Source organism: Acidovorax radicis N35, from assembly GCF_000204195.1.
Classification (GTDB): Bacteria; Pseudomonadota; Gammaproteobacteria; order Burkholderiales; family Burkholderiaceae_C; genus Acidovorax; species Acidovorax radicis.
This window is the reverse complement of record NZ_AFBG01000019.1, coordinates 163559-182794: the sequence shown is the minus strand read 5'-3', so window position 1 is coordinate 182794 and position 19236 is coordinate 163559. Positions and strand designations below refer to the sequence as shown.

Annotated in this window: 17 protein-coding genes and 2 tRNA genes; 9 read left to right on the top strand and 10 right to left on the bottom strand. The window is 59.5% G+C overall.

Annotated features, from left to right (window positions below):
• Positions 1-30 precede the first annotated feature (30 nt).
• From ispE to ARADN35_RS0110605, 3 genes are read right to left on the bottom strand one after another with little or no spacing between them, the layout of a single operon-like run.
• Positions 31-888, bottom strand: coding sequence for a 4-(cytidine 5'-diphospho)-2-C-methyl-D-erythritol kinase (ispE, locus tag ARADN35_RS0110615; protein ID WP_010461873.1), 858 nt, complete (start codon positions 886-888; stop codon positions 31-33).
• Positions 889-924: 36 nt separating this feature from the next.
• Complete coding sequence (locus ARADN35_RS0110610) at positions 925-1443, bottom strand: lipoprotein insertase outer membrane protein LolB (protein ID WP_010461870.1); 519 nt, start codon at positions 1441-1443, stop codon at positions 925-927.
• A 17-nt stretch (positions 1444-1460) separates the two neighbouring features.
• On the bottom strand, positions 1461-3239 hold the full coding sequence (locus ARADN35_RS0110605) for a tetratricopeptide repeat protein (protein ID WP_029413880.1): 1779 nt from the start codon (positions 3237-3239) through the stop codon (positions 1461-1463).
• Positions 3240-3268: 29 nt separating this feature from the next.
• On the opposite strand from ARADN35_RS0110605, the gene mutM reads away from it, so the two are divergent.
• The 3 genes from mutM (at position 3269) to mutY (ending at position 7219) form a co-directional block, all read left to right on the top strand.
• Entirely contained in the window at positions 3269-4084 is an 816-nt protein-coding gene (gene mutM / locus ARADN35_RS0110600) for a bifunctional DNA-formamidopyrimidine glycosylase/DNA-(apurinic or apyrimidinic site) lyase (RefSeq protein WP_010461866.1), read from the top strand.
• A gap of 106 nt (positions 4085-4190) precedes the next feature.
• A complete protein-coding gene (locus ARADN35_RS0110595; protein WP_010461864.1) occupies positions 4191-6152 on the top strand; it encodes a dynamin family protein in 1962 nt (653 codons plus the stop codon).
• Positions 6149-7219, top strand: coding sequence for an A/G-specific adenine glycosylase (gene mutY / locus ARADN35_RS0110590; protein WP_010461863.1), 1071 nt, complete (start codon positions 6149-6151; stop codon positions 7217-7219). The genes ARADN35_RS0110595 and mutY overlap by 4 nt, the downstream gene beginning before the upstream one ends.
• A gap of 21 nt (positions 7220-7240) precedes the next feature.
• On the opposite strand, the gene rapZ is transcribed toward mutY, so the two are convergent.
• Genes rapZ through ARADN35_RS0110575 form a run of 3 tightly spaced genes read right to left on the bottom strand, consistent with a single transcriptional unit; the run spans position 7241 to position 10673 of the window.
• Positions 7241-8104, bottom strand: coding sequence for an RNase adapter RapZ (rapZ, locus tag ARADN35_RS0110585; protein ID WP_010461862.1), 864 nt, complete (start codon positions 8102-8104; stop codon positions 7241-7243).
• Positions 8104-9774, bottom strand: coding sequence for a DNA repair protein RecN (gene recN / locus ARADN35_RS0110580; RefSeq protein WP_010461861.1), 1671 nt, complete (start codon positions 9772-9774; stop codon positions 8104-8106). Before recN ends, rapZ begins: the two co-directional genes overlap by 1 nt.
• Before the next feature lie 2 nt (positions 9775-9776).
• Positions 9777-10673, bottom strand: a complete 897-nt coding sequence (locus tag ARADN35_RS0110575; protein ID WP_010461860.1) for an NAD kinase — start codon at positions 10671-10673, stop codon at positions 9777-9779.
• A 28-nt stretch (positions 10674-10701) separates the two neighbouring features.
• Between ARADN35_RS0110575 and hrcA the strand changes: the two genes are divergently transcribed.
• The 4 genes from hrcA (at position 10702) to greB (ending at position 12758) form a co-directional block, all read left to right on the top strand.
• Positions 10702-11706, top strand: coding sequence for a heat-inducible transcriptional repressor HrcA (gene hrcA, locus ARADN35_RS0110570; protein ID WP_010461859.1), 1005 nt, complete (start codon positions 10702-10704; stop codon positions 11704-11706).
• 52 nt (positions 11707-11758) lie between these two features.
• A tRNA-Ile gene (locus ARADN35_RS0110565) sits at positions 11759-11835 on the top strand.
• Positions 11836-12041: 206 nt separating this feature from the next.
• Positions 12042-12118 (top strand) — tRNA-Arg (locus ARADN35_RS0110560).
• Positions 12119-12197: 79 nt separating this feature from the next.
• Entirely contained in the window at positions 12198-12758 is a 561-nt protein-coding gene (greB, locus tag ARADN35_RS0110555; RefSeq protein ID WP_010461858.1) for a transcription elongation factor GreB, read from the top strand.
• A 66-nt stretch (positions 12759-12824) separates the two neighbouring features.
• Here greB and ARADN35_RS0110550 read toward each other — a convergent pair whose 3' ends face one another.
• The 4 genes from ARADN35_RS0110550 to ARADN35_RS0110535 all read right to left on the bottom strand — a co-directional run bounded on the left by ARADN35_RS0110550 (position 12825) and on the right by ARADN35_RS0110535 (position 16995).
• A complete protein-coding gene (locus tag ARADN35_RS0110550) occupies positions 12825-15104 on the bottom strand; it encodes a RelA/SpoT family protein (protein WP_029413878.1) in 2280 nt (759 codons plus the stop codon).
• Between the two features lie 96 nt (positions 15105-15200).
• Positions 15201-15404, bottom strand: a complete 204-nt coding sequence (gene rpoZ / locus ARADN35_RS0110545; protein ID WP_005794722.1) for a DNA-directed RNA polymerase subunit omega — start codon at positions 15402-15404, stop codon at positions 15201-15203.
• A 16-nt stretch (positions 15405-15420) separates the two neighbouring features.
• Complete coding sequence (gene gmk / locus ARADN35_RS0110540; protein ID WP_010461851.1) at positions 15421-16041, bottom strand: guanylate kinase; 621 nt, start codon at positions 16039-16041, stop codon at positions 15421-15423.
• Between the two features lie 36 nt (positions 16042-16077).
• Positions 16078-16995 carry a YicC/YloC family endoribonuclease gene (locus ARADN35_RS0110535; RefSeq protein WP_010461849.1) on the bottom strand — a complete coding sequence of 306 codons (918 nt, stop codon included), beginning with the start codon at positions 16993-16995 and terminating at the stop codon, positions 16078-16080.
• 75 nt (positions 16996-17070) lie between these two features.
• On the opposite strand from ARADN35_RS0110535, the gene ARADN35_RS0110530 reads away from it, so the two are divergent.
• On the top strand, positions 17071-18087 hold the full coding sequence (locus ARADN35_RS0110530; RefSeq protein WP_007855567.1) for a serine/threonine protein kinase: 1017 nt from the start codon (positions 17071-17073) through the stop codon (positions 18085-18087).
• An 82-nt stretch (positions 18088-18169) separates the two neighbouring features.
• The gene (locus tag ARADN35_RS0110525; RefSeq protein WP_010461845.1) at positions 18170-19072 is read left to right on the top strand and encodes a PP2C family protein-serine/threonine phosphatase; all 903 of its coding nucleotides are present in this window, start codon (positions 18170-18172) and stop codon (positions 19070-19072) included.
• The last annotated feature ends 164 nt before the right edge of the window (positions 19073-19236 follow it).

The following is a 19236-nucleotide window of genomic DNA, read 5'->3' as shown; positions in this document are numbered from 1 at the left end:
ACACAGGTCAACTGCCGAGGGCAGCTAACCTTAATTCTTGTCTGATGCCCAGCCTGCCAGAGGATGAACCATCAGATTTTCACATTCCTTGACTTGCCAGCCCTGTGGGGCTCCACTCAAATCAACCGCATGTGACATCTGCGCAAACACTGCACTGCCTGAGCCTGTCATCCGGCCTTGCAATCCTCGGACCCTGAGCCAATCAATGGCTTCGGTGACCTCGGGGCAAAGTGCCTGGGCAACTGGCTGCAGGTCATTTCGACCGAAGTCAAAGTGTGTTGCAGCAAAGCCTAAGATTGTAGCACTATCTGAATCACGTTTCAAACTTGGCGACGAAAAAATTGCTTTTGTCTCCAAACCTGCTGCGGGCTTCACGATGGCGAAGCGCGCTTGCGGTAGTTGCTGGGCTTTCTCAAGCGGCGTGATTGTCTCACCAATTCCTTCGACCCAGGCGTTGTGGCCACGTAAAAAAAATGGAATGTCGGCTCCGAGCTTCAGCCCAATGGTTTCCAGTGCTGATCGCGGCAGGTTCAGGCCCCACAGCCGGTTGAGGGCGAGCAAGGTCGTGGCCGCATCTGAGGAGCCGCCTCCCATGCCGGCTTGCGAGGGGATGCTTTTCAGGACGCCAATGTGCGCGCCAAGCGCGCAACCGGTGGCTTGCTGCAATGCAAGCGCCGCTTTGATGGAGAGGTCTACCTCCGGCAGCGAAGTGCCCAGGTCTTCGCGGGTGATCCCGCTTCCTGCGCGGCGCTCGAAATGGAGGGTGTCGCACCAGTCGACCAGCATAAACACCGACTGAAGCAGGTGGTACCCGTCGGCACGTTGCCCCGTGATGTGCAGGAAAAGATTGAGCTTTGCCGGAGCCGGCACGTCATACAGGGATTGCATGGCAACGAACAGTGCGCGATGAAGGTGTCAGGAAGGTCAGCGGGTCAGGGCGAGGCGCAACGTGGCCTGTGGCGCGGGGTCGTCGCGATGCGCCACCAGCCGTCCCTGTTCGAGGGCTGAAAGGTCGGCCCTCCAGCCTGGCGCGGTAGTTTGTAGGCCCTTGAGCCAGTCGAACAACGCGGCGACGGGGATGCTCGTACCGGTCACTTCTTGCAGCAGTGCATCGAGTGAATCAGAAGAGCGCGTCTCTTGAGCACTGATCAGTTGTGCGTGGCCATCTTTCCATTCCAGCTGCGCAAGACGGTTGCCCAGCGGGCTGATCAGTGCGAGTCCGCCTCTCTGGGCATTGCCTCGGAGTTCAAACATCGCCGAGAACGACTGGGATGCCTGTCCTTCCACTTGCAGGGCGATTCGTCCGCTCCATGCGTCTTCTTCGCCTGCCGGACTCGGTGGCGGCTGCGCGCATCCAGCCAGCCACAGCGCGCATACGGCCCACAAAAACAGCCCCATGAGGCGTTGAGCGAGCAACTGGCGGGCCAGCCGGTGGAAGGGCATTCTTTGCCCGCCCTCCATCAAAAGTTCACCCCGAGGCGCGTCAGCGTTTCTTTCAGGGTTTCGTTGTCAGGACTCGCGCGCCGACCTTCTTTCCAGACTTTGACCGCAGCGTCCTTGTCCCCGAGGCTCCAGAGTACCTCGCCGAGATGTGCTGCGATTTCTACGTCCGGGCGGGCTTTATAGGCGGTTTCAAGGTGTCGCCGAGCTTCTGCCTTGTTGCCCATGCGAAATTCCACCCAGCCCAGGCTGTCCGTAATGAACGGATCTGCGGGTACGAATTCCAGCGCTTTGAGAATCAGCTGCTTGGCTTCTTCCAACCGCACGCCTCGGTCTGCCAGCGAATAGCCGAGGGCGTTGTAGGCATGGTGGTACTGGGGCTTCTGGGCAATCACCTGCCTCAGAAGTTGCTCCATTTTTTCGGGCTGGCCGGCCTTTTCGGCCAGCATGGCTTGGTCGTAGACCAATTCCGCGTCATCCGGCGCGAACGCAACAAGTTCGCTCTGGACTTTGTAGGCATCCTGGTAGAGCCGCAGGTCGCGCAGCAGCTGCACTTCGGCCAGCAGCTTCATGCGGATTTCGTCGGGCGAAGTCCCCGGCAGATTGCGCAAGAGCGCCCTTGCCTGGGCGACTTTGCCCTGCCGTGCCAACAGGGATGCGCGGCGGCTTTGCGCGCCGAATACTTCGTCCACGTTGTCGATGCGACCGAGCCAGGCCTCTGCGGCTGCAAAATCCTGCTTTTTCTCCGCGATCTGTGCGTACAGTAAATAGGCCTGCGTCAGACCTTTTTGGCGCACTTCTGCATCGGTAGAGGCGGAAACTAGTTCCATGAAGCGCCGCAACGCGTTTTCCGCAGCTGGCAGCTGGTTGTCCTGCAATTGCAGAGTGGCCAGCACCAGCCAGGCCTCCACCAGTTCCGGTTTCTCCTTGGTGACATATTCCAATTGGCGGCTGGCGTCTGGATAGCGCTGCAAGCCCAGAAGAACCCGCGCATAGGCCATGCGCAATTCCGGCACCGGCTGTTTGGCCAGTGCTTGCGCCACCAGGGTTTCAGCCTCAGGCGTGTTCTCCTCCATCAGTTCAAGCGCCAGCCTGGCTGCGTCTTCATTGGCGCTGTCCAGTACCTGTGCTCGCTGCGCTGCATTCAATGCGCCCGATTTATCACCTGCCGCCAGACGAAGGCGCCCCAGGGAGACCCAGGCCACAGGTCCTGTTGCGGGGTGTGCGAGCTCGTCCACTAGGGCTGCCTCCACCACTTTGGCCGCCAGGGCCTTGTCGCTCGCACGTCCGTACATTTGAGGGAGTGCGGAAAGTGTCGAGGCCTTCGCACGCGGAGGGGATTGGGCGAGTTCCTGGCGCAATAGATCGGGCGTTTCACCGATCCTGTTCAGCGCAACTAGAATTTGCAGCACATAGCGGTTTGCTTCGCGCGATTGGGGTAGCGCTTCCTTCCATGCCTTGGCTGCTGCCAATGCATATTCGCCCGACCGCGACTGCAAAGCGATATCAGCGGCCCTTTGGTAGAGCTGACCGTCAACGCTGCGGCGTGCCGCCTCCAGCATGAAGGCATAGCCAGCCCCCGGGTCACCTGTCCGGGCGCTGATTTCGCCCAGAAAAATCTCATAGAACAATTCCGCATCCAGCGCCGGATTGGATGTCACTGCAGAGTCGTTTGTGGCGGGCGGGCTGTCACCGCCCGTTGGTTGTGCCCATGCTGAGTGGGCGGATACTGCAAAAACGGTAGTCAATGCGGCAATCCGAAAGCTGTGAAATAGCACCATCGGGTCATAATAATCCATGCCTGTTAACCCATTGCCGGGGTCTTTGTATGCCTGAGTTGCCCGAAGTGGAAGTGACACGCCGCAGTTTGGTCTCGGCCATCACGGGCGCGCGCATTGAGGCGGTCAACCTCGGAAAACCTTTGCGCTGGCCTTTGGGTTGTGTTCCGCAGGCTTTGGTGGGGCAGCACGTGGTTGGTTTGCGTCGGCGCGGTAAATACCTGCTGGCTGACATCAGCAACGGGGTCCTGCTTTTGCACCTGGGAATGTCTGGAAGCCTGCGCTTCAGCCAGGGTTTGCCTGCGGCGGGAGTTCACGACCACTTTGACATGCTGACCAGCGAGGGGACCCTGAGACTGCATGATCCGCGTCGGTTTGGTGCTGTGGTTTACGTTCAAGGAGAACACGACCCTGTTGCGGTCAAGCTGCTGGGTGGGTTGGGAATGGAGCCACTGTCAGATGCGTTTTCACTCGCAGCTTTTCAGATCGGACTGAAAAAGAGCCAGATGCCCATCAAACAATTGCTTCTGGCTGGCCGGCTGGTGGTGGGGGTCGGCAATATCTATGCATCGGAAGTGCTTTTTCTGGCTGGAATCCGCCCGACGACCCGTGCTGCACGCATCGGGGTGGAGCGGGTGCACAAGCTGCATGCCGCCATTCGCACTGTGCTGACACGGGCCGTGGAGATGGGGGGCAGCACGTTGCGCGATTTTTCGAATGCAGACGGAATGGCCGGCCACTTCCAGACCCAAACCAATGTTTACGGGCGCGATAGAGCACCATGCCATGTCTGTGGCACTCCGATACGGGTGCTTCGCCAGGGGCAGCGGAGTACCTATTTTTGCCCTGTGTGCCAGCGACCCTGAACCAGACTGACCGCAAATTCCTGGTTCTATTACGGCCCGCGGGCGGTCGATGCTATATTTTGTGTATGCCTGCCTTGTAGGCCATTCTTAGATCTCTGGGAGCAAAGTGGGACCTTCATTCAACGAACAGTTCGACCAGCATGGTGCGTGGCGGCGTGAGTTCGCCCAGCAACTCAAGCGGCTGGCCGAGTGGATGTCCTCGCACGAGCTCATGGACGCTGCTGTCCATGAGCGGTTGCACCGTCTGGAGGAACAGGTTCGCAGTGACAAGGTCATGGTGGCTTTTGTTGCCGAATTCTCGCGCGGTAAGTCCGAGCTGATCAACGCAATCTTTTTTGCGGACTATGGTCGCCGCATCATGCCTGCGAGTGCAGGGCGCACCACCATGTGCCCTACCGAACTTGGTTACGACGCGAGTTTGGCCCCCAGCCTTCGATTGCTGCCAATTGAAACCCGACTGCAGATGCAGAGCTTGGCCGAGTGGCGGGTCAAAACCGAACGATGGCAGGAGATTCCCCTGGATGTTGGAAACGCGGACCAGATTGCCAAGGCGCTCGAAAAGGTGGCCGAAGTGCGAAAGGTCAGCCTGGAAAACGCGCGCGCGTTGGGCTTCTGGCACGATGACCTGACAGATGAAAACCCCGTGCCTGATGCTCAGGGCCTGGTGGAGGTGCCCATGTGGCGCCACGCCCTTATCAATATTCCCCATCCGTTGCTCAAACAGGGGCTGGTGATTCTGGATACGCCAGGGTTGAATGCGGTTGGGGCGGAACCGGAGCTCACGGTCAATCTCATTCCGCAAGCGCATGCGGTTGTTTTCATTCTGAGTGCCGACACCGGGGTTACCCGTTCCGATCTGTCCATCTGGCGAGAGCACTTGGCCATTTCCGCGGACAGCATGGATGCCCGATTGGTGGTGCTCAACAAGATCGACACGCTGTGGGACACGCTTAACTCCGCTGAACAGGTGCAGGCGCAGATGGAGCGCCAATGCCGTACGTCTGCAGAGATGCTCGGGGTTCCGTTGGACAGGGTTGTGCCCGTGTCTGCGCAGAAAGGCTTGGTCGCCAAGATCACGGCCGATGACCTTTTGCTGGAGACCAGCGGACTCCCTGTTCTGGAAGAGGCATTGGCCAAAGGCATCATGGGCCGGCGGCAGTCTATTTTGCGGGCAGCCGTGGCCAATGGAGTCGCCAGTTTGCGCACCGAGACATCACGGGTCATCAATATCCGGCGCAGGGATCTCGATGACCAGATGGCCGAGTTGCGAAGCTTGCGGGGCAAGAACGCGTCGGTGATCGAATCTATGCGCCACCGCATCGAACAGGAGCAGCGGGAGTTCGATCTGAGCACTTCCAAAATCCAGGCAGTGCGCGCGGTTCATCTGAAACTTCTTCGAGATGTGTTTCAGCAGTTGGGTGCCAAGGCGCTCAAGGCCGAGCTTGCAGAGTTGGCCCAGACGCTGCAACAAAAGGGACTCAAGCTGGGGGTGAAGAAAATCTATCTCCAGACTTTCGACAAACTGCGCGGCACGCTGGACAAGGCACAAGCGTCGGGAACCGAGATCCAGGCCATGCTGGGCGGGACATTCAGGCAACTCAATGCCGAGTTTGGATTTTCTTTGCAAGTGCCGTCGCCGCCGCAACTGGAACACTTCACGCACGATCTGAATCAGATCGAACAAAGCCATCTCCAGTACCTTGGCATGGGGAACGCATTAAAGCTCGCTCAGCCCGAGTTTGCGGAGCGTCTGGTCCGGGCTTTGGCCATGCGCTTGCGGACAGTGTATGAGTCGGCTGCAAACGATCTGGAACTGTGGAGCAAATCTGCTACGGCCCAACTGGATGCGCAGCTGAGGGAGCGTCGCCGCAGCTTCGCACGTCGCATCGAAGCCGTAGATCGCATTCAGCAGGCTGCCAGTGGCTTGGTGGAGCGTATTGCGGAAATTGAAGCGAGTGAGGATGAGTTGGTGCAACTGGAGCACAGGTTGCAGGAACTGACATCCCAACTCGTCGCTTTGCCCGGCCTTGACGCCATGAACCCGGATAGCCATCTGGTATCTGCATGAGTGCCCTGGATCGGGACGGCGTAGCTGAGCTTGTAGTTGCCTGGCAGGGGTCACACGGTCGCAACCATCTGCCCTGGCAGCAGACGCGTGATCCATACAGGGTTTGGCTGTCCGAGATCATGCTGCAGCAAACGCAGGTGACCACGGTGCTCGACTACTACGCGCGTTTTCTTGTTCGCTTTCCTGACGTGGCTGCCTTGGCACGAGCGGACCAGGACGAGGTGATGGGCCTCTGGAGCGGGCTGGGCTACTACACCCGAGCCCGCAATCTGCACCGCTGCGCCCAGCAGGTCGTTGTGGAACACGGAGGCTCTTTTCCCCGTACTGCCGAGATGCTGGCTACGTTGCCGGGCATTGGCCGTTCTACAGCTGGGGCGATTGCCGCTTTCTGTTTTTCTGAGCGTGTTCCTATTCTGGATGCCAACGTGCGCAGGGTGTTGACGCGCTTTCTCGGTTTTGAGAAAGACCTTGCATCGTCGGGAAATGAACGTTTGCTCTGGAACGAAGCGGAGTCCCTGCTCCCGCAGAGAAATTTGCTCACGGCCATGCCCCGGTACACCCAGGGGCTCATGGATCTTGGCGCGTCGATTTGCACGCCACGAGCGCCACGTTGCGGACAGTGTCCGTTGACAAACCGTTGCGTGGCAGCCAAAGGCGGAGACCCCGAGCGCTACCCCGTCAAGACCCGCCGGTTGGCACGCCGATCAGAATCTTGGCAACTCCTCGTTCTCCGGAGTTCCGGAGGGCGGGTGTGGTTGCAGCGTCGCCCTTCGGTGGGCATATGGGCTGGCATGCACTGCGTCCCGGTCTTTGCCGATAGCACCTCATTGCGCGGATATGTTGCATCTTTGGGAGATGCATCCCGCATTTCCTGCAACGAACTTCAGCCTTTCCTCCACGTGCTGACGCACAGAGACTTACATCTTCACCCCGTCGTGGTAACTGGCAGCATTCCAAACCAACCCACGGAAGAGGGTGCGTGGTTTGGTGTTGACGAATGGGCGTCTATTGGCCTGCCTGCGCCCATCCGCAAGCTGCTTGATTCGATGCAGGCGCAGTTGTGGTGAACGGAGCTGGGGTCGTGTGCACTAACGCCCATCCAACTCGCGGTGCCTTTTTAGAGTGGTCCAGCGATTGCTCAAAACCTCGGCGAGTTGCTCTACCAAATAGACGGAGCGATGCTGGCCGCCGGTGCAACCAACGGCTACCGTCACGTAGCTGCGGTGGTTCCGATCAAGCATTTCCAGCCAGTGCGCCAGGAATTGCTCAATGTGCGCTTGCATAAGTGATACGTCCGGTTGCTGGCTGAGGAAGTGCGCAACAGGTTCGTCCAGCCCGGTCAAATCGCGCAGCGCAGGCTCATAGTGTGGATTGGGTAGCATCCGTACGTCAAAGACGTAGTCCGCATCCATCGGTATGCCACGCTTGAATGCAAAAGACTGGAATACCAAGGTCATCTGTCCCCGCGTGGTGACAAGCAAACTCTTCACATAGCTTTGGAGTTGCGACGCCCGTATTGTGCTTGTGTCGATGACATGCGACTGCTCACGCAGTTCGGCCAAGAGTTCCCGCTCCAGCTCAATAATCTGGACTAGCGCCCTACGCCCCTGCTGAAGGTCATCGTGCGACAGGGGGTGGCGTCTGCGCGTTTCTGAAAAGCGTCGAACCAGCGTATCAATGGTTGCATCCAGGAAAACCGATTGCACCGACACCCCTTGGTTTCTTAGTCGGCTCAATTCCTGCGGAACCTGATGCAGCGAGGTAGCGCTGCGAACGTCCATCGCGATGGCCACGCGGTTCGCATGGTGGCGGTGCTCCAGCGCCACAAAAGCTGGCAGCAGTTCCGGGGGGAGGTTGTCCACGCAGTAGTACCCGGCATCTTCCAGGGCGTGCAGCGCAACGGACTTCCCTGAGCCTGACATACCCGTGATCAGGACAATTTCAAGCGCCATCAGCTACGTCCTTCCGGTGCCGCGACGGCGAGATCCAGCATCTCCCGTGCGTGCGCAAGCGTAGTGCCGGTGGAGCGCTCACCGCCTAGCATGCGCGCAATTTCTGTGACGCGGTGCTCGCCTTGCACCATCGATACCGTGCTGGTGGTACCTTTAGGGCTCTTGTGTTTGGAGACCTTCAGATGGTGGTGTGCGCAGGCTGCCACTTGTGGCAGGTGGGTCACCGCGAGCACTTGGCGATCTCTGCCGAGTTGCTGCATCAGGCGCCCCACCGTTTCTGCCACCGCGCCCCCTACGCCAGAGTCCACTTCGTCAAATATGAGGGTGGGGGCCATGCCCAATTCACTGGTTGTCACCGAGATGGCCAGCGAAATGCGAGATAACTCACCGCCCGAGGCGACTTTGCCAATGGGTTTGGGCGTCATGCCAGGGTGACTTGCCACGAGAAATACCACGTCATCGATACCATGGGACGAAGGCTCCTGTGTCTTCGCAATAGATACCTCGAACTTGCCACCTTCCATGCCCATGCCCTGCATGGCTTGCGTAATGGCATTGGACAGTTTCGGCGCTGCTTTTGCACGTCTCAGGGAGAGTGCCCGTGCCGATACGTGGTAAGCCGTGGCACTGGAGGCCTCCGCAGCCTCCAGTTGTTCCAGGTCTGTAGCAGCGTCCAGCCGACGCATCTCTTCTTTCCAATTCTGGTGCAGTGCGGGCAGCTCTGCGGGCGTGCGTTTGTACCTGCGCGCCAGCGTCATCCAGAGCGAGATGCGGGTGTCGAGTTCAGCCAGGCGTTGTGGATCGATTTCGGCATGCCTCAGGTACAGCTGCAGCGAGTGGAGGACATCGCCGGCTTGTGCGAGGCTAGAGGCAAGGATGTCTGCGAGATTGGCGAACTCAGGCTCAATGTGCTCATGGCTTTGCAGGAGATCGTGTGCGCGTGTGAGCCCTGTAAGTGACCCTGTCTCTTCATCTTGAAGGGCTTGGATGGCCCCCTCGGCTCCATCCAGCAGCGCTTGCGCATGCGAGAGGCGTCTGTGCTGTGCATCGAGGTCTTCCCATTCGCCCTCCGCAGGCGCCAGCTTGCCCACCTCATTGATTTGCCACTGCAGGCGCTCACGCTCCTGTTGCAAAGTAGCTTGAGCCAGGCGCGCTTGCTCTAACGCCTTTTGGTCCGAGCGCCATTGGGTCCAGCGCACTGCAGTTTCTGCGGTGCGCACACCTGCAAATGCGTCCAGCAGACCTCGCACCGATTCTGGTTTTGTGAGGCTTTGCCATGCATGTTGGCCATGGATGTCCAGCAGGCTGTCCCCGACGGTTCGAAGCTGAGTTGCAGTGGCTGGCGTGCCGTTGATCCACGCCCGGCTTTTGCCCTGGGAGTCCACCGTACGGCGTAGAAGCAACAGCTCGTCAATGTCGAAACCCGCCTCGTCAAGCCATGGGTGCAGATGGGCAGGGCAGTCGAATTCTGCACAAAGGTCTGCTTTATCAGCACCCTCGCGAACAACGCCCGCATCCGAGCGTGCCCCCAGCACAAGCTGAAGTGCATCAATCAGGATGGATTTTCCAGCGCCAGTTTCTCCGGTCAGCACGGTGAAACCAGAAGTTAGTTCAAGCTCCAGTGCCTGAACAATCACAAAATCACGCAGGGTAATCCGCCTGAGCGCCATGGTCAGGAGCCTCCTTCATTCCAGCGCAATTTTTTGCGCAGAGTGGCAAAGTAGTTCCACCCTTGCGGGTGAAGAAACCGCACGCAGTGCTCCGACCTTTTGACCAGAATGCGGTCGCCATGCAGCAGAGAGGCCAGCGACTGCATATCAAAATTAGCACTGACATCCCGACCGCTCACAACCTCGACAGCCACTTCGGCGGCATCCGATAGCACAATGGGGCGGTTGGAGAGCGTGTGGGGGGCGATGGGCACCAGCACCCATCCAGGAATGGAGGGGTGAAGCATAGGCCCCCCTGCAGACAAGGAGTACGCCGTTGACCCCGTTGGTGATGCAATGATGAGCCCGTCTGCACGCTGGTTGGCCACAAAGCGTCCATCAACCTCGACTCGCAATTCCACCATGCCCGAAGTCGCGCCACGGTTCACAACAACGTCGTTCATCGCAAGGGCTTCAAAGACGATGCGCTCGTCGCGCACAACTGTCGCGTGCATGAGCGGCCTCAGGTCTTCTTCGTATTCGCCTTGAAGCATGGGAGGCAGTGTGGCTTGGTACGTGTCAAAAGGAATGTCGGTGATGAAGCCTAAACGCCCCTGATTGATCCCAATCAGGGGCGTGCCAAACCGCGCCAGCCGTCGGCCTATGCCCAGCATGGTGCCGTCACCACCTACCACAAGGCCCAGGTCGCACCGGCGGCCTATCTCGTCTACATTCAGGACTGGGTATTGTGTGATTCCGGTGTTGCTTGCGGTTTCCGCTTCCAGCATCACTTCGCAACCTTCGCGTTCAAGAAAATGGGCGATGTCTTCCAGGGCGTGGCGGGAACTGTCACTGAGGGCGCCTGCCGACGAAGCTTGGTATTTGCCTATGAGTGCGACACGGCGGAAATTGGACGTCATCGCGAAATTACATCATTAAAATCATTCCATGCTCGATGACCGTGCCAAGTTGTTGCTTAAAGCGCTGGTCGAGCGCTACATCGCCGATGGACAGCCCATTGGGTCGCGGACTCTGTCGCGCGCGTCGGGGCTGGATCTATCTCCCGCCACCATTCGCAACGTCATGGCAGATCTGGAGGAGTTGGGGCTGATCGCGAGTCCCCATACTTCTGCAGGGCGCATCCCTACTGCTCGGGGCTATAGGCTATTTGTAGACACCATGCTGACAGTGCAGCGGGACCCATTGACCCCTCCGCAGCTTGCGCCCGAACAGCCGCAGAAGGTGATCGCGAACGCAGCACAGTTGTTGTCCAATCTATCGCAGTTCGTTGGTGTTGTCATGGCGCCCAGGAGGACCTCTGTGTTTCGCCACATCGAGTTCCTGAGATTGTCCGAGCGACGATTTCTGGTGATCATCGTCTCGCCGGAGGGCGACGTTCAAAACAGGGTGATCTTCACGGATGTGGACTACACCCAGTCACAACTCATTGAAGCTTCCAACTTTCTGAACGCGCACTATGCAGGGCTCGAGATGGAGCAGGTGCGTGAGCGCCTGAAATCGGAGGTGGATGTGCTGCGGGGCGAGATCGCTTCGCTCATGCAGGCTGCGGTGAACGTCGGTTCTGAGGCTCTGTCACAAGCGCAGGACGAGGTAGTGATTTCTGGTGAACGCAACCTTCTGGCTGTGAGCGATTTTTCCAGTGACATGGGAAACCTTCGGCGCGCCTTCGATCTGTTCGAGCAGAAAACGCAGATTCTGCGGCTGCTCGATATCTCTAGCCAGGCAGAGGGAGTGCGCATCTACATTGGCGGGGAAAGCCACGTGGTGCCGTTTGAGGAGCTTTCTATCGTGAGTGCGCCGTATGAGGTCGATGGCAAGGTAGTCGGTACTTTGGGTGTGATCGGTCCTACGCGCATGCCTTATGACCGGATGATTCAGATCGTGGACATCACATCAAAACTGGTGTCCAACGCACTCAGCTATCGCAAGTAAAGCCCCCTACAATACGGCGCTTGCCCCGTTGTATAGCGCTGGAGCATGGCTTGGGGCGTTAGCTCAGTTGGTTAGAGCAGAGGACTCATAATCCTTTGGTCGTTGGTTCAAGTCCAACACGCCCTACCACCCATCATTCGAGTGGGCGATCATCACGGTCACAGCCAGTTTTCTTGTCGCAATGTGCGCCATTCCTCTTTTGGAGCCTCTGGACTGCATTACAATCTCGGCTTGCATTGAGTTGAGCTTTTACTGAACAGGCCCATGCGGCATGGAGCTGGTAAAAAAGTTGATTTCAAGGGTCGCCAAGAAATCATGCTATAATTCAAAGCTTAGCGGCTGTAGCTCAGCTGGATAGAGTACTTGGCTACGAACCAAGGGGTCGTGGGTTCGATTCCTGCCAGCCGCACCAATGTTTAAAGCCTGCAATCGCAAGATTGCAGGCTTTTTCATTTGTCCAAGCGCTTTGCGCTTGTCGGGGAGATCTGGCGATGAGCAAGGCTTTTACCAAAGAGACAGATGGCGGTGACGACGACGAGTTGGCACTACCCCCATTGCCTGCGGGCGGCAAAAACTACATCACCCCTGCGGGCTATGCGCGCCTGCGGGATGAGCTGTTTGATTTGATTGACAACGAGCGGCCCAAGATGGTGGATGTTGTGCATTGGGCTGCCAGCAACGGTGATCGGTCTGAAAATGGCGATTACCTGTATGGCAAGAAGCGCCTGCGCGAGATCGACCGCCGCATACGGTTCTTGACCAAACGGCTGGAGATTGCCGAAGTCGTAGACCCCAGTCTGCATGCGGGAAGTGATCAGGTGTTTTTTGGGGCTACCGTGACTTATCGGGATGATGAGGATGTGGAGCGCACGATCACCATCATGGGAATTGATGAGGCAGACAGCCGAGAATCGCAGGTGAGTTGGATTTCACCGGTCGCCCGCGCACTGTTGAAAGCTCGTGTGGGTGATGAGGTGCAACTGCCAACCCCGGGCGGCGCTCGCAATCTGGAAGTGATGGAAGTGCGGTACCCGCAGCCGCGCACAGCGTAGCAGCCACCCTCGGGTGGGGGCGATGCGCTATGAAACAGGCGCTGCTTTCCTTGCGGTAAGCGCCTGTTAGGCCTGCGGCGTGATTCTGGCGACGCGGATGACTGCCTGAGTGCGGCGCAGATTTTTTAGTGCCAGTTCAAGGTGGGCCTGATCACGCACGGCCACGATAAAGCGCAGATCGGTGGTGTCCAGTGCGGCTTCGTCATCCATGTCAACGTGGGTGATGTCAGCCTCTGAATTGGCCAGCTCCGCAGCCACTCGGGCCAACACCCCCTTGCCATTGGTCACGGTGACAACAACACCGGTCTCGAACATGCGCGTGGGCTCGTCAGACCAGTCCACGGCGATGAAACGCTCGCTGTCCTTGTGCTGGAGGCGCTTTGCCACTGTGCAGTGCACGTTGTGCACCACCAGCCCCTCTCCCCGTCCGAGGTAGCCCACAATACTGTCGCCGGGCACCGGGCGGCAGCATGATGCGTACTGTACCGATGCGTTCTCGCTGCCGTCCAGGGTGACTGCTCCTTGGGACAGCGTTTCATGGGACGTATAGCGCTCCCGCGTCATGAGCAGTGCATCAGGGCGATGGCCATGTTCGGACATCAGCACCATGAGCCGCTTGGCCACGATGCTGGCGATCCGCTTGCCCAGGCCCAGGTCCGTCATCAGCTCGCTGCGGGTGCGGTTCCCTGTAAAACGCAGCAGCTTGTCCCACATGGGTTGGGTCTCTGCATCCAGGGGGGGCAACTGCTCCAGGCCTTCCGCTCGGATGGCTTGGGTCAGCAGTTTTTCGCCCAGTCCTTCAGATTCAGTCTGCGCCAAGGTCTTCAGGTAGTGCCGGATCTTGGAGCGCGCGCGGCCTGTGCGCACAAAACCCAGCCAGGCCGGGTTGGGGGTGGACACGGGCGCCGTGATGATTTCCACGACATCGCCATTCTTGAGTTCAGTGCGCAGGGGCACCTGCTCGTTGTTGATCTTGGCCGCCGTGGTGCGGTCGCCGACGTTGCTGTGGATGGCGTAAGCAAAGTCCACTACCGTAGCTCCGCGAGGGAGCGCCATGATCTGGCTCTTGGGGGTGAAGACATAGACCGCATCCGGGAAAAGGTCCACCTTCACATGGTCCCAAAACTCTGCGGCATCGCGGGTCTCGTTCTGGATGTCGAGCAGGGACTGCAGCCACTTGGTCCCCAGCCGTTCGGCCGAAGTGCCATCGCCGTCCTGTGCTTTGTACAACCAGTGTGCTGCCACGCCGGCCTCGGCAATGACGTGCATCTCGTCCGTGCGCATCTGGAATTCAATGTTCACACCGGAGGGTCCCACCAAGGTGGTGTGCAAGGATTGGTAGCCATTGAGCTTGGCGATGGCGATATGGTCCTTGAACTTGCCAGGAACCGGTTTGTACATCTGGTGGAGCACGCCCATCGCGGTGTAGCAGTCCGTCACAGTGGGCACGATCACCCTAAAACCGTAGATGTCCGTGACCTGGGCAAAACTCAGGTGCTTGAGATCCATCTTTTGGTAGATGGCGTACAAAGTCTTTTCGCGGCCTGCGAGGCGCACCTTCATGCCAATCTTTGAGAAGGCGGCATCCACTTCGGTTTGCACCTTCTGCACCAGGTCGCGCCTGCGGTTGCGAGACTTGTTGACAGCCTTGGAGAGGGTGGCATAGCGCCAGGGGTGCAGGTGACGGAAGGCCAGGTCCTGCAATTCCCGGTAAGTCTGGTTGAGGCCCAGGCGGTGGGCGATGGGCGCGTAGATTTCCAGCGTCTCCGAGGAGATGCGGCCCCACTTGCTACGTGGCATGTCCGACAGCGTGCGCATGTTGTGCGTGCGGTCCGCCAGCTTGATGAGAATCACGCGCACATCGCGTGCCATGGCCAGCAGCATCTTGCGGAAAGACTCGGCCTGGTTCTCTTCGCGGGTGTTGAACTGCAGCTTGTCCAGCTTGGTCAGCCCGTCCACCAGTTCGGCCACGGGGGCACCAAAGCGGTCGATCAAGTCGGCCTTGGTGACGCCACAGTCTTCCATGGCATCGTGCAGCAGTGCTGCCATGAGCGCCTGGGCGTCGAGCTTCCAGGTGGCGCATTGCGCTGCTACGGCAATGGGGTGCGTGATGTAGGGCTCGCCGCTGTTGCGCAACTGGCCCAGATGGGCCTCATCAGCGAAACGGTAGGCTTGACGCACCTGTTCTATGCTGATCGCGTCCAGGTAGTCGAGACTATCTGTCAGCGCAGCAAAGCTGGCCGCCGCCGCATTGGCGGCCGCTGCGGCTGCTGACAAGGTCCCCGCCGTTGGCACTTCACCGGGTCGGGCTTGCGTTGCAGAAGGTGAATTGAGCACCGCGTTCATGCCTTAAATGTAGCGCGGGAGCGCATCAGACGACTTCGGGGCAAAAAAAAGCACCGCTGTCGCGGTGCTCTTTGCGGGCTGCGCCCAGGAAAAAATTCAACCAGGAACCTTCTTGAGCATTTCCAGGCCGACCTTGCCTTCGGCGATCTCGCGCAGGGCGGTCACGGCAGGCTTGTTGCGGCTTTCGATGCGGGGGGCATGGCCCTGGCTCAGCATGCGGGCACGGTACGTGGCGGCCAACACGAGCTGGAAGCGGTTGGGGATCTTTTCCAGACAGTCTTCTACAGTGATGCGTGCCATCGTTTTACTCCGGGATTCAGGTGATATTGAGCGACTGGAAGGTGTCAGCACGGGCGCGGCGCTGGGCGGCGTACTTGAGTCGCTGGGCGTGAACTACGGCTTTCAGGTCGAAAAGCGCGCGCTCAAACAACTCATTGATTATAACGAAGTCGAATTTGCTCACCTGCGCCATCTCTGTAGCCGCGTTCTTGAGGCGGACTTCGATCACTTCCGGGGAGTCTTCGCCCCGGCGTTCCAGGCGCGAGCGTAGCTCTTCCCAACTCGGCGGGAGGATGAAGACCAGAAGGGCATTCGCAAAGGCCTCCTTGATCTGCAGTGCGCCCTGGAAATCGATTTCCAGGATCACATCCGAGCCCTGGGCGATGCGCTCCTCAATGGCTTTTTTGGAGGTTCCGTAGCGGTTCCCGTGGACGTGTGCCCACTCCACGAAGGCATTGCCCTCCACCATGGCGTCAAATTCGGACTGCGATGCAAAGTAGTAGTCGCGGCCATGCTTTTCCTGACCACGTGGCGCGCGGGTGGTGTGGGAGATCGACAGGTGGACATGGGAGTCCAACTCCAGCAAGGCTTTGACCAAGCTGGATTTGCCGGCACCACTGGGGGCCGCAACTACGATGAGATTTCCGGGATAGTCCATAGTTGATGTGCGCTAGGCGCTATCAAAAAATGAGTATTACTCGATATTTTGCACTTGCTCGCGCATCTGTTCGATCAGCACTTTCATGTCCACGCTGATGCGGGTCAGGTCGAGTGCGGCAGATTTGGAGCCCAGCGTATTGGCTTCGCGGTGCAGTTCCTGAATCAGGAAATCCAGGCGCTTGCCCACTTCGCCGCCTTTCTTGAGCAGGCGTTCTATCTCATCCAGGTGGGAGTCCAGCCGGGTGATCTCCTCGGCCACGTCGATGCGGATGGCAAAGGCCGTGGCTTCTGTCAGGGCACGGTCGCGCGCTGCTTCGGGCAGGGTCGCGCCGTCGGTCAGGGCCATGGCTTCCTTCCAGCGCTCCATGAAGCGCAGCCGCTGCTGCTCGACCAGCAAGGGAACCATGGGGACAGCCTGCTCTGCCAGGGCGCGCAATTGCTTGACCCTGTCCAGCAGCATGGTAGCCAGGCGCTTCCCCTCTCTTTCACGGGAGGCCATCAGGGCTGTCAGGGCTTCTTCCGCCAAAGCAGGCACGGCTTCGCTCCAGTCTTCAGAGCCCGATGGCGCATTGGCGCAAAGGCGCAGGGCGTCGGCCACAGTGAGGGGCGCCGCTGTCGGCAGCCAGGCCTTGACGGAATCCTGCAACGAGTTGAGCCGCTGCAGCAGCCGCGCTGGCGGGTCTTGCAAGGTGTTGCTGTCCTCGTTCTCCAGGGCAGCGCGGACTTCGACTTTGCCGCGCTTGAGGCGGGCCGTCAGCAGGCTGCGCAGTGCGGGCTCCATGGCACGCAGTTCATCGGGGAGGCGGAACGAAAGGTCCAGGAAGCGGCTGTTGACCGAGCGGATTTCCAGCCCCAGCCGGCGCGACTGGGGCGCGCGGGCGTCGGTTTCAGCGCCAGTGGCAGATGCGCCATGCTGTGCGCTGGCGTATCCGGTCATGCTGTAAACTGGCATTGGACTTTTTGATGGTTGCTTGCGATCCGGCGATTATCCGGGTTCCGCTCCACCCCCGAGTCATCTTCGCAAAATATGTCAAAAATCAAGCCGGCTCCTCTGCCGCCCGATACCGCAATAGGCGGCTACCGCGTGGTGCGCCGGTTGTCTTCTGGCGGCTTTGGTGTGGTCTATCTGGCCCTCGATACCGAGGGGCAGCAGGTCGCCATCAAGGAATACCTTCCCTCTTCGCTGGCCACGCGTGCGCCCGGCGAGTTGTTGCCCAAGGTGCAGTCTGAAAAGCTGTCGCTTTATCGGCTGGGCCTCAAGAGCTTCTTTGAAGAAGGTCGCGCGCTGGCGCAGATTTCGCACGCCTCCGTGGTGAGCGTGCTCAACTTCTTCCGTGAGAACGAAACCGTCTACATGGTGATGAACTATCTGGAGGGCGCCACCCTGCAGGACTTCATCATCACCGCACGCGATCTCAAGACGCAGAAGGTGTTCCGCGAATCCACCATTCGCTCGCTTTTTGACGAAGTGCTGCGCGGCCTGCGCATCGTGCACCAGCACAAGATGCTGCACCTCGACATCAAGCCGGCCAACATCTTCATCACCGACGACAACAAGGCGGTGATGATCGACTTCGGCGCGGCGCGCGAGGTTCTTTCCAAGGAAGGCAACTTCATTCGCCCCATGTACACGCCAGGCTTTGCTGCGCCCGAGATGTACCGCCGCGATTCGTCCATGGGCCCTTGGACCGACATCTACGCCATTGGTGCCTGCATCTATGCCTGCATGCAGGGCTTTCCGCCCAACGAGGCGCCCCAGCGCATTGAGAAAGACCGCTTGTCGCTGGCGCTGACCAAGCTGCGCGGCGTGTACTCCGACAACCTCATCGAGGTGGTGGAGTGGTGCATGGCGCTCGACCCGCTGTCGCGCCCCCAATCGGTGTTCGCGCTGCAAAAGGAGCTGAGCCGCGAGGGCGAGCGCCGCTACACCAAGCTCACGGTGGCCGAGAAGATGCGCCTGCAGCTTGACACCTTGGTGTCCGACACCAAGAAAAATGTGCAAAAGGTGGGTGAAGCCACCGGTATCGGGGCCAAGCCCAAATGAACACGGCTCACGCAAAGCGGGTTCGGGCAAGGCACATGTTCATTGACGATGCCTTGGTGCATCCTTGCCTGCGTGGGTCCCTATGAAGTTCTCGGTATTCCAGATCAGCCGCCGCGGTGGCCGCGAGAAGAACGAAGACCGCATGGGCTATTGCTACACGCGCGAATCGTGCCTGTTTGTGCTGGCCGACGGCATGGGGGGGCACCCCGAAGGCGAGGTGGCTGCGCAGATTGCGCTGCAGACCATCTCGGCGCTGTTCCAGCGCCAGGCCAAGCCCCAGCTCAAGGATGTGCAGGAATTTCTGTCGGGCGCGCTGCTGGCGGCGCACCACCAGATCCTGCGCTATGCCACTGACAAGGGCATGCTCGACACCCCCCGTACCACGCTGGTGGCAGCGGTGCTGCAGGCTGGCACCGCCACCTGGATTCATTGCGGCGATTCGCGCCTGTACATGGTGCGCGATGGTGATTTGCTGACCCGCACACGCGACCACTCCTATATGGAGCTGCGCAACTCCCCGCCGCCGGGCCTGGAGCGCATCAACCGCAATGTGCTGTTCACCTGCCTGGGCTCGCCCACCAAACCCATTTACGACATCACCGGCCCCGTGTACCTGGAGCAGGGTGACCGCATCCTGCTGTGTTCGGATGGCCTGTGGGGCACACTCAGCGACGAAGACATCGCCAAGCAACTGGCCCGCAACACGGTGTCGCACGCGGTGCCTGAACTGGTGGAAGATGCCCTGCGCAAGGCGGGTGACAGCAGCGACAACGTCACGGTGATTGCCATGGAGTGGGAGACGCCCGATGCGTTCGAGTCCACGCAAGGCGTCTCGACCGACAGCATCAGCGACGACGTGTTTGCGTCCACCATCCAGGCCGGGCCACTCGATGGCCTCGTGGACGACCTGGACGACGCCGCCATCGAGCGGTCCATCGCCGAGATCAACGAAGCGATTCGACGCTCAGCGGCCCGAAAGGCATGACAACCCCCTGAGTTGCTTCGCGCCTTCCGCCTTCGCCCGAATTGCGGTGCAATTCGGGATAGAGACACAGCCAGCGCTCGTACGGCTGATATGGGCGGTCCTTGGGTGGCGGTCCTGGTTTGGGCAACGCATGTTGTACGGGCCTCGGGCAGAGAGCCTGCGAG

Bases quoted from the DNA above. Each gene is read 5' to 3' on its own strand.
- ispE (WP_010461873.1), bottom strand. From the start codon at position 888: ATGCAATCCCTGTATGACGTGCCGGCTCCGGCAAAGCTCAATCTTTTC.
- rapZ (WP_010461862.1), bottom strand. From the start codon at position 8,104: ATGGCGCTTGAAATTGTCCTGATCACGGGTATGTCAGGCTCAGGGAAG.
- mutM (WP_010461866.1), top strand. From the start codon at position 3,269: ATGCCTGAGTTGCCCGAAGTGGAAGTGACACGCCGCAGTTTGGTCTCG.
- rpoZ (WP_005794722.1), bottom strand. From the start codon at position 15,404: ATGGCACGCATCACTGTAGAAGACTGTCTGGAAAAGATCCCCAACCGC.
- ARADN35_RS0110575 (WP_010461860.1), bottom strand. From the start codon at position 10,673: ATGACGTCCAATTTCCGCCGTGTCGCACTCATAGGCAAATACCAAGCT.
- mutY (WP_010461863.1), top strand. From the start codon at position 6,149: ATGAGTGCCCTGGATCGGGACGGCGTAGCTGAGCTTGTAGTTGCCTGG.
- hrcA (WP_010461859.1), top strand. From the start codon at position 10,702: ATGCTCGATGACCGTGCCAAGTTGTTGCTTAAAGCGCTGGTCGAGCGC.
- ARADN35_RS0110530 (WP_007855567.1), top strand. From the start codon at position 17,071: ATGTCAAAAATCAAGCCGGCTCCTCTGCCGCCCGATACCGCAATAGGC.
- ARADN35_RS0110550 (WP_029413878.1), bottom strand. From the start codon at position 15,104: ATGAACGCGGTGCTCAATTCACCTTCTGCAACGCAAGCCCGACCCGGT.
- recN (WP_010461861.1), bottom strand. From the start codon at position 9,774: ATGGCGCTCAGGCGGATTACCCTGCGTGATTTTGTGATTGTTCAGGCA.
- ARADN35_RS0110525 (WP_010461845.1), top strand. From the start codon at position 18,170: ATGAAGTTCTCGGTATTCCAGATCAGCCGCCGCGGTGGCCGCGAGAAG.
- greB (WP_010461858.1), top strand. From the start codon at position 12,198: ATGAGCAAGGCTTTTACCAAAGAGACAGATGGCGGTGACGACGACGAG.
- ARADN35_RS0110610 (WP_010461870.1), bottom strand. From the start codon at position 1,443: ATGCCCTTCCACCGGCTGGCCCGCCAGTTGCTCGCTCAACGCCTCATG.
- gmk (WP_010461851.1), bottom strand. From the start codon at position 16,041: ATGGACTATCCCGGAAATCTCATCGTAGTTGCGGCCCCCAGTGGTGCC.
- ARADN35_RS0110535 (WP_010461849.1), bottom strand. From the start codon at position 16,995: ATGCCAGTTTACAGCATGACCGGATACGCCAGCGCACAGCATGGCGCA.
- ARADN35_RS0110605 (WP_029413880.1), bottom strand. From the start codon at position 3,239: ATGGATTATTATGACCCGATGGTGCTATTTCACAGCTTTCGGATTGCC.